The following is an 11874-nucleotide window of genomic DNA, read 5'->3' as shown; positions in this document are numbered from 1 at the left end:
ACCCATCCCGGCGCACATCGGCGCGATCCAACCCGAGCGCGCCGCCTCACTCGTTCGCTGGCGGCTTGCCGGTCCTGTCGAAGTCGATCGGTTGCCCCGTATGCGGATGCGGCGTGAACGAGAAATGCGCGCGCACGTACTTCTGCGATAGCGTGCACAGCAAGTCCATCAATGCAATCTGCTCGGGCGGAAAGACCGGCGCGCGATCCGCCGCGTCGATCGGTTTTTGCATGTAGCGCACGATGTCTTTTTCGAAATCGCTGACGCAATAGTCCAGCACCCGATCGCCTTCGATCGGATAGGCCGCCACCTTCAGTTCGGGATGCAGCGACAGATACGTGCTGAACAGACGCTCGGCAACGAATGGCAGGAACGGTGCGTCGTCCGAGTGGATCGTGGGCTCCAGCACCCCGCGCGCGGCCTCGGTGCCGCTCTGCGTTTCGAGGAACGTGGCAATCGGCTCAAGCACCTTGCCGACGTAGCTTTCCCAGAACGACTGCGAACCGACCCAGAAATTGCAATAGCACAGCGTGTGCGGCGACTGACGGGGCGCCTCACGCAGATTCCACGCGATGCCGCAGGCGTCGAGCAGTTGCTGGCTGCGCTCGACGAGTCCCGGATGCGCATGCTCGCCCTGCATCCATGCGGTGTACGAGAAATACGCGAGTTGCGGAAACGGATTGATCATCCAGACGTCGGCGTAGGCATTGGCCTGCACGAACTCCAGAAACCGGCTGCCGTCCATGCGCGCCTTCAGCGCGAACTTCGGCGAAAAAAGACCGGTGATCTGCTGCTGCCGATGCATGCCCTTGCGGTACATGTCGACGAGAATATAAAACTCGCGCCACGCGGCGTGCGCGTTATCGCGCAGTTCGAGCGGATGAAAAGCCTGTTCGGACAGGACCTGTCCCGGCGCGTAAAGCGGCTCGAAGATCTTGATCGATGCACTCATGACAGCCCTGCGATCTGCAGATAATAGTTTCCGGTGTGCACGTTGCGCCGGAACAGCGTGAGCGATGCATTCGGCACCAGCACGTTGGGAAAGCGGGACAACGGCACGTTCAGCAGGTATTGCGAGATCACCGAGATCGGTCCCGCGTGACACACGGCGGCGATCAGGCCAGGCTGCTCAGCGTGCCGCAGCACCTCCTCCTCGAGCCAGTTCACCGAACGCGCGGCCAGTTCGAGATGCGACTCGCCGCCCTCGTAACGGTCCGACAGATGTTTGCCCCAGTCGGGAAACGCCACACGAAAATCTTCGGCCTTCCAAATCGCGAACCGCCCCGCATTGGTTTCGCCGAGACGCGCGTCGACGGTCCAGTCGCAGTTGTCCTTGAACAGCACTTCAGTGGTCTGCAATGCGCGCCGCCACGGGCTCGAAAAAACGCGGTCGGGCGCGAAACCGTGACTTTCCATCAGCGTGCGTAGCTTCGCGGCCTGCTGCAGGCCATGCTCGGTCAACTCGTCCTGTTCGGTCGAGTTCAACAGGCCAGCCACGTTGGCGTGCGATTGGCCGTGGCGAATCAGAAGAAGATCCATAGGTGTTAGCTGCTTTAAGGCTTGGGGTCGGGCAAGGCTTTCACGAACATCGACGAAATGCGTCGCACGCTGAAACGGTCGAACACGTCGGCGTAGGCATTGCGGCGGATCGACTGGCGAAGCTGCGGGTCACCCAGCATGTCCTCCAGCGCTCGTGCCCAGCTCTCGGCCGTGTTCGACGCAATGTATCCCGTCTCACGATGTTTGACGTTCTCGCGGTAGGTCGGGCAATCCGAATAGATGCTCGGGATGCCGAGGCTGCCGTAGTCCGCGTATTTGATCGGCGACTTGCACGAGTTGAAAAACAGCGTCTCCGGATCCTCTTCGGCGCCGAGCGGCACGATCGCGAACGTGTAGCCTTCGTCGCGAATGGCCTTCTTGTATTCGAGGTTGCCGCGGCTGCCGCGATGCGTCATGCGGGCAATCGTGTTGAGCTCCGGAAACGGATCGCCCCAGAAGTCGATCGACACGTTTTCGTGGCGCGCGAGAAAACTGCGCAAGGTGCCGAAAAACTCCTTGCGAAAGCTCACGAGCTTGATGCCGTCGAGATTGGAGAAGACGATCTTCGGCGGCTGGGTTTCGGTCCACAGTTCCGGCGACAGGTCGAACGCCTGATCGTCGAAACCGTTCGGGATGATCAGCACGTCGTCCGAGCGCCGCACTTTGCGCATGCGCTCCTGCAACAGCGAGTTCGACGCCGTGGCCGCGCTCGCTTCGCGAATCATCGCGAGCACGTTGTAGAGCACGTCCTCGTTCATTTCGAGCACGCTCCACGACGGCAGATCGAGCAGCCAGTCGTCGAGATCGTAAATCGTATGAAGACCGAGTTCGTTGGCCATCCGCATGATCTTCAGCGACAGATTCGACACGTGCTTGTTGAACAGCACGACGTCGAAGCGATGCAGATGGCTGACGCCAACGTCCGCCTCCGAGATCTGCTCCCACTCGATCAACCGATGGCGCTGCATGTACGAAAGCAAAGGCGCGAAGCGCGCGCCGATGGTGCGCGAATTCATTCGCCCATCGGTCATGGAGCGCCGCTGAACGACGAGCAGTCGGGGAATCTTAGTAATTTGTGAGGCCGGCATCGATCAGGTGTCTGATTAGGTCTGCTGCTACCGTGCTCGACGAGTGCCGTGCATAGACGCGTTCGTAGTTACTTTCAATCTTTTCGTCCCTGTCCGGGTCGGTCAGGGCAGCCTGAATGGCGGGAACGATGTCCGGCGCGCGGGTGGAAGCCGCGTACCAGACATTGTCGTCGAAGTGCTCGCGCTGCCAATCCCCATCAACCATGACGAGCGGCTGCTTCACGAACGCGCCTTCGAGGCACGAGCGCCCGGGCGGATCGAGGCTCGGCTCCGCCACTACCATCGCGCTGGCGAGCGCGGAGCGCAACAGCGCGCTGCAGGGCTGGATGAACGGCAGGAAATGAATGCCCCGACGCGCTTCGCGAACGCACTGCCGGTAATACTCCTCGTCCCTGAAACCGCCGACCATCAGGCCGTTCATGTCGAGCTGGTTCAGTGCGCGGATCAGTTCGAGCTGATTCTTGATCGGCTCGATCAAGCCGAGGCACAGCACGTAGTCCGAGACGTCGCAGACCGTGGGGAGCAAATCCTTGTCGGCCGGCAGCAGGAACCGGTCGGATATGCCGGAGCCCACCACCACGCCTTTACCTGGATCGACCGTGATGTACCTGTTGAAGTGCGCGAGTTCGGCGGAGGACTTGAACAGTAGCCGCTCGGCGCGCTGCACGAACGCCTCGATGCGGCTGATTTCCGCCGGGTCGGGCGCGCTCAACCACCAGACGTTCGGCCACAGGAACAGCTTCTTGCCCTGATTCACCGTTTCGCGAACGATCGCTTCGCCGTCCGCATGGACGGAGAAGTGCATCACCGCGTCGTAAAAGCGTAGCGGCCGGCTGCGAATGCCGTAAATGTCGGCCTGTACGTCCGAATCGTTGAGCAGTTCGGCGACCTGCACGAGTTCCGACTCACCACCACCGCTCGTCATGAACGCGGTACTGTGAGTGGTCAGGAGAATTTTAAAATGCATATTGCGGGCTCCGTCCCGAATCGTCCCGTATCGTGGGCGCTGCTGCCGTCCGCCGGACGGTGCGGAATTCACGCGTTCGCGCGACCTGTGAAACAGGCGCGGACTATTATCGGCAGGGGCTCGATTTTACGCCAAATCGTAACGCAGACGATCGCCCACGAGCGACGCGCCGAGCACCCTGCTGCATGCTTTCGTCGGCTTACGTGGCTTACGAAATGATGACCGCGCCGCCCTCTTCTGCCGCGCACTCGCGACTCACGCGCGGTATCCACGGAAAACGGACGGCACATGACCCGTGGCGTCGCGGCTGTGCCGATTACTATGACGAATAATTTGTAAGTAATAATTTGTAAGTAACGGTAAATGCGGACTCATGTCGGAACATCAGGAAATGTTGGACGTGCAGAATACTGGGGGTACGATAGACTGGCCGGCCGGCCGGGAGGGCCGGCTCGCCAGCCAGTCGGCATATCGGTATGAATTCGCTGTTCTGTCATGGCTTTTCGCAAATTCTTTCAAGCGGAGAAACAAGATGTCGGCATCGCCCGAGCTTCTCGATTCACTTGCCGCGCAGCATCCCGAGATTGCAGAACTGATCGCTGAACGGGACAAGTATCGCGACGCGCTTCAGGTCAATATTCCGCACTTTTCGAATCTCGGCGACGTGCCTCCAGGCCACTACTATTCGCCGATCCCGTCGATCCCCGACATCAAACAGGACGAAGCACGGCTGTTCGGTAACGTCTCGCGCACGCTGCCCGGCATCGAGTTCAACGAAGAGGCGCAGGTGCGGCTCGTCGGCGAGTTCGCCGACAAGTACTACGGCGAAATGCCGTTCGAGCCGCACAAGAAAGACGGCCTGCGCTTCTACTTCGAGAACGTGATGTTCTCGTATGGCGACGCGACGTCGCTGTACTGCATGATTCGCCACCTGCGGCCGCGCCGCATCGTCGAGATCGGCTCGGGTTTCTCGTCCGCCGTTTCGCTCGATACCAACGACCTGTTCTTCGACGGCCAGATCCAGTGCACCTTCGTCGAACCGAACAATGAACGCTTGCTGTCGTTGCTGACCGAGAAAGACAAGGTCACCTCGAAGATCGTCAAGTCGCTCGCGCAGGACGTCGACCTGTCCGTATTCGCGGAGCTCGAAGCGAACGACATACTGTTCGTCGATTCGTCGCACGTGAGCAAGATCGGCAGCGACGTGAACCGCATCGTCTTCGAGATACTGCCGATCCTCGCGCCCGGCGTGCACATACACTTTCACGACGTGTTCCTGCCGCTCGAATACCCGCCGCAGTGGATCTACGAAGGCCGCGCGTGGAACGAAGCCTATCTGCTGCGCGCCTTTCTCCAGTACAACAGCGCGTTCGAAGTTGTCCTGATGAATACGTTCATGGGACACTTCCATGCGGACCTGATGAACGCGCGGATGCCGCTCTTCATGCGCAATCCCGGCGCGAGCTTCTGGATTCGAAAGACACGTTAGGCGCCGCGGCGCAAACGTCTCACATTTTGCGGAGATTGATAGATGACTTCGACGAACGCGCTCGAGCATCGCACCGAAGGCGCGTCCATGCGAGCCGGCTTGCAAGACGGGGTGCGCGCGATGAAGGTCGGCCGCATCCCGGTACCTGAGTTGCTACCCGGCACCGTAATCGTCAAGGTGGCGAGCGTCGGTATCTGCGGCAGCGATCTGCACGCTTACCGGAACGTCGACGTTCATCAAAGCTTTCCGAACGGCCACGAACTGAGCGGGACCGTGGTCGAGATCGGCGAGGGCGTGACGAGCGTGCGCGTCGGCCAGCGCGTGACGATCGACATGGTGATGGGCACCGCGTGCGGCAAATGCGAGTATTGCAAGCTCGGCACGCCGATTCACTGCCGCGCGCGCGAATTTCCGTTCGGCGGCGGCTTTGCCGAATACGTGCGCACCAAGGAATCGGGCGTGTTCCCGCTGCCCGATGCCGTCGACGATCAGCTCGGCGCCATCGTCGAGCCGGTGGCGGTCGGCATCCACGGGTGCCGCAAGATGCCGATTGCGCGCGGCTCGGTCGGCGTCGTGATCGGCGCGGGCACGATCGGCCTCGCGGCACTCGCCGCGGCGCTGGACGCCGGCAGTGAAAATGTCTACGTGGTCGCAAGACACGCGGCTCAGGCGCGCGCGGCGCTGGCGATGGGCGCCACCGCGATCCTGCCGGCCGATCGCGCCGAAGCGCTCGCCATGGTCGAACAGGCAACCGGCGGATTGGGCGCGCACTACGCGATCGAAGCGGTCGGCGGAACGGCCGACACGTTCGACTTCGCCTGTCAGTTCGTGCGCCCGCTCGGCCACGTGTGCGTGCTCGGTGCCTTCGATCACGGCTTCAGGAACATCGAAATCATCAAACCGCACATCAAGGAACTGACGATTCATCTGCCGAACTGCTACGGCTATATCGACGGTCAGCACGACTTCGCGCTCGCGATCGATCTGCTGGCGCGCAAGGGCGATACGTTGCGCGCCATGATCACGCACGACCTGAGCCTCGACGACGTCGACGAGGCCTTTCGTCTGGCCAGCGACAAAAGTTCGGACTCCATCAAGGTGCAGATGCATACCTGATGGTGTAAGCGGTCTCGCGCAATGCAGTGAACATCGGTCATAACTGGAAGCTGTGCCGTCCAATACGAGGAGGCAACATGGCGAAGGAAGACAATGCTCCAAGCATCGATGAATTTCGAGATAAGCGGCGTTGCCGTTTGCTGAAAGGCCTGAACGTCAAGGAAAGCGTCGGCGTGGAAATAGGCCCGCTTTGCTGGCCTCTCGTGCGACGCAGCGACGGCGGCGAGATCATTTACGTCGACCATACGGACACGCCGCACCTGCGAGAGAAGTACAGAAACGATCCTAATCTCGACGTCAATGAGATCGTCGATGTCGATGCGGTATGGGGGCGCAATACGCTGCACGAAGCGATCAAGGGTCGCTATGTCGACTACGTAGTGGCCTCTCATGTCGTCGAGCATGTTCCCGATCCGGTGACGTGGCTCAGAGAGCTGGCCGCGGTCCTCAAACCGACCGGCGAAGTGCGTCTCGTGGTTCCCGACCGGCGCTTCACCTTCGACTATTTCCGCCGCGAAAGCCGCCTGCCCGAAGTACTGGCCAGCTATATCGCCCGTGCGCGGGTACCGCAGCCCTACTCGCTGCTCGATCATTGCCTGTCCGCCACGGATGTCTCGGCCCACGAAGCGTGGCAAAGGCGGATCGACCCGCACTCGGTCAAGCGGCATCACACATGGCAAGGCGCGCTACATCTCGCACGCGACGCCTTCGAAAACGGCACCTATCACGACGTTCACTGCTGGGTTTTCACGCCGCGCTCGTTTGCAAAACTGATCGCCGATCTTTGCGAAATGGAGCTGATCGATTTCGCTTGTGAAGATTTCAACGACACGCTGCACAACGATATCGAGTTTTCTGTCGTGATGAGGCGCTCGCGCGATCGCAAATATATTGCCGACAGCTGGCGGCGAATGGAGCGCGAGGCCAGCGACGCGACGCCGGCCGTGCCGTTCTGGCGCACACATCGCAAACTCAGGGAGCTATGCGCCGGACCGAACGCCCGTAAGAGCACGCCGCGCGTGAGCGGACAGCCCAGCGAACTGGACCCGGACGTAGCGGTCGAATTGCCGCCGGGTTTCAACGAGCAGGAATATCTCGCCGTCAATACGGACGTGGCGGCGGCGGGCGTGAACGCGGGTCAGCATTACCTTCAATATGGGTGGCGGGAGGGGCGGGCCTTGCGGCCGGCCCCCGAGGCTCAGGCTGCCCCTGCCCCGGTCGCCATTGAAGCGAGGTAACGATCGAGACGGGGAAACGCTCGATGACCTAATGGCCGGGCGGGCTAGCAGGAATCTGTACCGCCCAGTTCGGCGCGACCTTTAGCGTATGCCCCTAGTCGTTCGCCGTAATGTTCCACGTTGCGATGAGCGCCGGAAGCAGTATCCATTGTATATTCGTAACGTTCAGCAGCGTCTCGCCCGTCTGCGGGACCAGCAGAGGTTTTTGGACAAAAAGATGAGCAGAAGCCCACAGCCGACTCGAACATCGAGTCGGCTGTTATTGCCTCAAGCCGGCAGGCATGAATTCGCAACGAGTGTTGCAGGGCTCATCAGGTCCGCGGCCCTTTCGCGCATGTTTGAATCTGCTGCTGCGTCCCCGCAGCGTCACTGCGCCGTAGCAGGCGGTAACCAGCGAAATTGAATGTGTCCACAGGAGCATAGGCCTGGCTCGCGAGCAGGCAATTCGCGCTTGCCTCGAAAGTCCAGAGCGGCTCATGCACGAGAATGTAATCCGGGCTGTACTTCGTGAGCCACGAGTAAAGATCCTTGCGAGCAATGTAGTCCGCGTTATAGCGATTGGTCAGACCGAGAATGTCGATGATGTACCGGTCGGAGTACCAGCCCACGGTTCCGATCTCGACGCTTGCAACGACCGCCTTGGCTGGTGTGTTGGTTTTTATCCATTCACCAATATTCTTGTATGCGTCCATCGGGCCGCGCTGCACGTTCGAGATACCAAAGCTGTGATAAACGAAGCCGCTCGTGACGAGAAAAAACGCAAGGAACAGCGAGAGGAAAACAGAGCTCTCCCGGGACCGCGCGTACGTGAAGCTGAGCACTCTCCACGCGCCGACACCAACGAACAACAAGCCGAAGAAGAAGAATGGTGCGTAGTACCAGTGGTAATTCGGAATATGCAGAGACACATAAAACGAACCCAGCAGCACGAGATAGAGAATGACGAGCCACGCGATCCTCTTGCCGAGACTCGACAGCACACCGACGAGACCGATCGGCAGCATGAACGCGAGCAGCCGGAAGTCACCCCCGAAGAAAGCGTCCTTCATATACTGCACGTGAAGAAAAATCAGGCCCTCGCCCCAGTACCCCGACTTGCCCTGTCCGAGCTTCGCATTGCCGGTAGCCGGAAGAAACGCGCCGTAGTAGTAGTAGTTAAATATGAAATTGGCCGCGAGCAAAATGACCGGCGCGACCAAATACTTACCATGAGGCAGTTTTCTGTTCCTGATGAAGTAATCGACGACCACGACGAGGCCAAGGAACACACCTTCACTGCGCGTGATGAACAGCAGGCCCAGCACCACACCCAGACCAAAAAATTGCTCCCTGCGATAGAGTACCAACGCGAGCGCGGAGAGGAACAGAAACAGCGAAGTCTCCATCCCAAAGGTGTTGTAAAAATAATTGAAGGAAACAACGATCAGCGCGCACAGCGTCTGTTCGTATTTTCCGCTCGCCAGCAGATGCGCTCCGGTGATCCCGGCCGCGCACAGGAACACGAAAGACAAAAAGATCGTCGTATATTGCAAATTACCGGCCACGACGTTCGCCACGATCAGCAAGTAGGAATACAACGGCGACGTGAGCCCGTTGAAGCGATCGCCCGCGTTGTAGGTGAGCCCTTGCCCGTCAAACAGATTGCGCAAATATCGCAGATAGATCAGCGAATCATCGAGCTGAAAGTTGCGCGTCTGCCACGCGAGATAACCACCCACGGCAATGGTGACCACCAGTAGAAGCGCGTTCTCCGAAAGGTACTGTCTAAATCGTTGCATGTTCATTGGCCAATATTTTCCGATTACGCGCGTGCGGCAGCGCAACTACAAAAATCAACGCATTGCCCGAATCAGGCAAAAACGAACTTCTTGTCGAGCCGATATTTGACTATATAACCAATCACGAGGCCAATCACGCCGCCCGTAAAGCGGGCAGGCTCGGAATGATAGATCGCGTCCGCGCCGAATTCGAAGCCCCAGAAAATCGCCGTAGTTGCGAGCCCCATCACCGTGTACAGCAGAAAACTCTGTATGCCGTGCGACAGATCGCGATGCTGGTATCGAAAGATCCAGAGCTTGTCGAGTAAGAACTTCACCACCAGCCCGCCACCCGTTCCGACGACCACCGACAGCGGCACGCTGAACGCTCCCGAATAGGTGATCAGCGAGAGCTTCTGCAGACCGATATTCGCGGCGATCGAAACTGCCGCGAATATCGCGTAAAAAATCACGAGGCGCGACGCGCTCATGGGAGTTGCCGAGGAGTTCACGAAAGGCACACCAGGTCAGGAAGGTCGAACGAACATTCGCCGCGCCATGCGCTCGCTGGGCGGCGACGGTTGCCGTCGAGCACGGCAGACCCGTCGCGATGCATGCAATGCATCACAACGAGAGCCGCTTGAACACGCGGCCAGGAATAGAGCGAATGATCAGCATGATGCCCCACCAGAACCACGGGGTATAAATGACATCCCTACCCTTTTCCACCGCGCGCACGATGTCGCCCGCGACCTTGTCCGCGGTAGCAACAAGCGGTCCCGGCAAGGGAAGACCCGCTGTCATTGGCGTCGCGACAAAGCCAGGCTTGATCGTCAGCACATGCGCGCCCGCCTTGAACAGGCGCGCCCTCAGGCCCTCGCAAAACGCGGAGAGCGCTGCTTTTGCACTGCCGTACAGATAGTTCGACTGGCGACCGCGATCGCCGGCCACCGACGAAATGACCGCGATCGTGCCGCGCCGCTGCTGCTCGATCACAGTGGCAAAACGCGTCAGCAACGCGATGATCGATACGGCATTGGTATTGAACTCGCGGACCGCGACGTCGGCATCGTTCTGACAGTCCTGCTGGTCAGGCAGCGTACCCGGCGCCACCAGCACGATGTCGAGCGCGCCGAACTCGGCCGAACAACGCTGCATCATGGCGGCATGTTCACCGAGCTGATCGATGTCCAACTGCTGACACAGCACGTCTTGCGCACCACGTGCCTTGAGGTCGTCGGCAACCTGCTGGAGGCGCTCCATGTTGCGCGCGACGAGAAAGAACCGCGCGCCCTGTTTAGCCCATTGCCGTGCACAGGCAATGGCGATCGCCGAAGTGGCGCCTACGATAACGATGTTTTTCATACTCGAGTGGTTCGTTCCCAAAAGCGTGACAGCAAAGCCGGATCACGCAGCGCTTCGACCTGTTCCCACTGCGGATAGGCAGCGCGAAAATCTTCGCCCGACATATGCGCGTCCTTGGCGGGATACAAACGGCCGCCGCTCTCGCGCACGATCGCATCCAGCCGGTCGAAAAGCTTGCGATTCGATTCCTCGCGCTGCGGGAAGTCGAGCGCGAGCGAGGTGCCTTCGAGCGGAAAAGACAGCAAGCCCGGCGATTTGATGGCGCCGCAGCGCTTCAGCACGGCAAGTATCGACCCCGTGCCGCTGCGGGCAATCGCGTCGAGAATGGCCCGCGTTGCCTCGCGCGCAACGGCTGCCGGGATCACGCATTGATACTGCTGGAAGCCCGAGCGGCCATAGATGCGATTCCATTCAAGCAGGCTGTCGAGCGGATAGAAGTACGAGTCGTAACTCACCGTCGAGCGAAGCGCGTCCGCGCGTTGCCGCCTGTAGTACAACTCGTTGAAGGCGCGCAGGGTCAGGCGGTTGAAAACGGGGATCGGCGACGTGAACGGCACCGTACGCGTCTTGCGGCGTTCGACGTCGAGCCCCCCCTCGGAGGCGTGATCGCCGACCATGAAAATGCCTCTGCCCAACGCGGCATCGCGGCTCTGACAGTCCACCCACGCCACGCTGTACTCATGCAGTTCGTCGAGCCGTTCGGACAGCGCGAAGAACTCGTCGAGGTTGGCAAAGCGGATACTGGTCACGTCGAGCATGCTCGACCTGATCGGCATCAGCTGGATTTCAGCCCACGCGATCAGCCCCGTCATACCAAGGCCGCCGATCGTCGCGGTGAAGTACTCGGGGTGGAGGTCCGGCGTACATTCGAACTGCGTGCCGTCGCTTCGCAGCAAGGAGAAACGCCGCACGTGCCGGCCAAACGTGCCGCGTACATGGTGATTCTTGCCGTGCACGTCGTTGGCGATCGCGCCGCCCAACGTCGCGTACTTCGTCCCCGGCGTCACGGGCAACATCCATCCACGCGGAATCGCCACGTCGAGAATCTGCTCGAGCGTCATGCCCGGTTCAGCGCGCAATACGCCGTTTTGCCAGTCGGCCAGAATCATCCGGTCCAGCGGCAGCGTCTGGACCACGTGCCCCGAAGACGCGAGGCAACTGTCGCCGTAACTGCGCCCATTGCCGAAGGCAAGGGTCGTGCGCTGCGTGCCGCCGACACTTCGCCATACCGCCGCGGCCATATCACGCCAGGCGATCGGATGGGCCTCTTGCAGCGCGTACGGATAGCGCCCCCAGGACTGGACTTTCGACATGG

General features: G+C 60.2%; 11 protein-coding genes. 3 read left to right on the top strand and 8 right to left on the bottom strand.

Annotated elements, in window-relative coordinates:
• Window positions 1-46: 46 nt before the first annotated feature.
• Genes F6X40_RS16290 through F6X40_RS16275 form a run of 4 tightly spaced genes read right to left on the bottom strand, consistent with a single transcriptional unit; the run spans window position 47 to window position 3594 of the window.
• Window positions 47-952, bottom strand: a complete 906-nt coding sequence (locus tag F6X40_RS16290) for a hypothetical protein (protein ID WP_187628521.1) — start codon at window positions 950-952, stop codon at window positions 47-49.
• Window positions 949-1539, bottom strand: coding sequence for a histidine phosphatase family protein (locus F6X40_RS16285; RefSeq protein WP_187628520.1), 591 nt, complete (start codon window positions 1537-1539; stop codon window positions 949-951). The genes F6X40_RS16290 and F6X40_RS16285 overlap by 4 nt, the downstream gene beginning before the upstream one ends.
• 14 nt (window positions 1540-1553) lie before the next feature.
• Complete coding sequence (locus tag F6X40_RS16280; RefSeq protein WP_260336292.1) at window positions 1554-2555, bottom strand: glycosyltransferase; 1002 nt, start codon at window positions 2553-2555, stop codon at window positions 1554-1556.
• A gap of 49 nt (window positions 2556-2604) precedes the next feature.
• Window positions 2605-3594, bottom strand: a complete 990-nt coding sequence (locus F6X40_RS16275; protein ID WP_187628519.1) for a glycosyltransferase family 4 protein — start codon at window positions 3592-3594, stop codon at window positions 2605-2607.
• Between the two features lie 532 nt (window positions 3595-4126).
• Between F6X40_RS16275 and F6X40_RS16270 the strand changes: the two genes are divergently transcribed.
• The 3 genes from F6X40_RS16270 to F6X40_RS16260 all read left to right on the top strand — a co-directional run bounded on the left by F6X40_RS16270 (window position 4127) and on the right by F6X40_RS16260 (window position 7437).
• Entirely contained in the window at window positions 4127-5083 is a 957-nt protein-coding gene (locus tag F6X40_RS16270; protein WP_187615941.1) for a class I SAM-dependent methyltransferase, read from the top strand.
• A 42-nt stretch (window positions 5084-5125) separates the two neighbouring features.
• Window positions 5126-6199 carry a zinc-dependent alcohol dehydrogenase gene (locus tag F6X40_RS16265; protein ID WP_184065158.1) on the top strand — a complete coding sequence of 358 codons (1074 nt, stop codon included), beginning with the start codon at window positions 5126-5128 and terminating at the stop codon, window positions 6197-6199.
• A 77-nt stretch (window positions 6200-6276) separates the two neighbouring features.
• Window positions 6277-7437 (top strand): methyltransferase domain-containing protein, encoded by a 1161-nt coding sequence (locus tag F6X40_RS16260; RefSeq protein ID WP_187628518.1) that lies wholly within the window; start codon window positions 6277-6279, stop codon window positions 7435-7437.
• Between the two features lie 311 nt (window positions 7438-7748).
• Here the strand turns inward: F6X40_RS16260 and F6X40_RS16255 are convergent, their stop codons facing one another.
• The 4 genes from F6X40_RS16255 to F6X40_RS16240 form a co-directional block, all read right to left on the bottom strand.
• The gene (locus F6X40_RS16255; RefSeq protein WP_262421470.1) at window positions 7749-9215 is read right to left on the bottom strand and encodes a hypothetical protein; all 1467 of its coding nucleotides are present in this window, start codon (window positions 9213-9215) and stop codon (window positions 7749-7751) included.
• A 71-nt stretch (window positions 9216-9286) separates the two neighbouring features.
• Window positions 9287-9685 (bottom strand): GtrA family protein, encoded by a 399-nt coding sequence (locus F6X40_RS16250; RefSeq protein ID WP_184038521.1) that lies wholly within the window; start codon window positions 9683-9685, stop codon window positions 9287-9289.
• Between the two features lie 133 nt (window positions 9686-9818).
• The gene (locus F6X40_RS16245) at window positions 9819-10559 is read right to left on the bottom strand and encodes an SDR family oxidoreductase (protein WP_184038516.1); all 741 of its coding nucleotides are present in this window, start codon (window positions 10557-10559) and stop codon (window positions 9819-9821) included.
• Window positions 10556-11872: an FAD-dependent oxidoreductase gene (locus tag F6X40_RS16240; protein WP_184065144.1), complete on the bottom strand. Its 1317-nt coding sequence runs from the start codon at window positions 11870-11872 to the stop codon at window positions 10556-10558. The genes F6X40_RS16245 and F6X40_RS16240 overlap by 4 nt, the downstream gene beginning before the upstream one ends.
• Between the last annotated feature and the right edge of the window lie 2 nt (window positions 11873-11874).

The sequence above is a fragment of the Paraburkholderia sp. UCT31 genome, from assembly GCF_014397655.1.
In the GTDB taxonomy this organism is placed as follows: Bacteria; Pseudomonadota; Gammaproteobacteria; order Burkholderiales; family Burkholderiaceae; genus Paraburkholderia; species Paraburkholderia tuberum.
Note: the sequence above shows the minus strand (reverse complement) of the source record. Positions and strands in the feature narration are given on the sequence as shown.

Excerpts from the sequence above, each read along its gene's own strand:
- F6X40_RS16255 (WP_262421470.1), bottom strand. The coding sequence starts at position 9,215 with ATGCAACGATTTAGACAGTACCTTTCGGAGAACGCGCTTCTACTGGTG.
- F6X40_RS16250 (WP_184038521.1), bottom strand. The coding sequence starts at position 9,685 with ATGAGCGCGTCGCGCCTCGTGATTTTTTACGCGATATTCGCGGCAGTT.
- F6X40_RS16245 (WP_184038516.1), bottom strand. The coding sequence starts at position 10,559 with ATGAAAAACATCGTTATCGTAGGCGCCACTTCGGCGATCGCCATTGCC.
- F6X40_RS16260 (WP_187628518.1), top strand. The coding sequence starts at position 6,277 with ATGGCGAAGGAAGACAATGCTCCAAGCATCGATGAATTTCGAGATAAG.
- F6X40_RS16280 (WP_260336292.1), bottom strand. The coding sequence starts at position 2,555 with ATGAATTCGCGCACCATCGGCGCGCGCTTCGCGCCTTTGCTTTCGTAC.
- F6X40_RS16290 (WP_187628521.1), bottom strand. The coding sequence starts at position 952 with ATGAGTGCATCGATCAAGATCTTCGAGCCGCTTTACGCGCCGGGACAG.
- F6X40_RS16275 (WP_187628519.1), bottom strand. The coding sequence starts at position 3,594 with ATGCATTTTAAAATTCTCCTGACCACTCACAGTACCGCGTTCATGACG.
- F6X40_RS16265 (WP_184065158.1), top strand. The coding sequence starts at position 5,126 with ATGACTTCGACGAACGCGCTCGAGCATCGCACCGAAGGCGCGTCCATG.
- F6X40_RS16270 (WP_187615941.1), top strand. The coding sequence starts at position 4,127 with ATGTCGGCATCGCCCGAGCTTCTCGATTCACTTGCCGCGCAGCATCCC.
- F6X40_RS16240 (WP_184065144.1), bottom strand. The coding sequence starts at position 11,872 with ATGTCGAAAGTCCAGTCCTGGGGGCGCTATCCGTACGCGCTGCAAGAG.
- F6X40_RS16285 (WP_187628520.1), bottom strand. The coding sequence starts at position 1,539 with ATGGATCTTCTTCTGATTCGCCACGGCCAATCGCACGCCAACGTGGCT.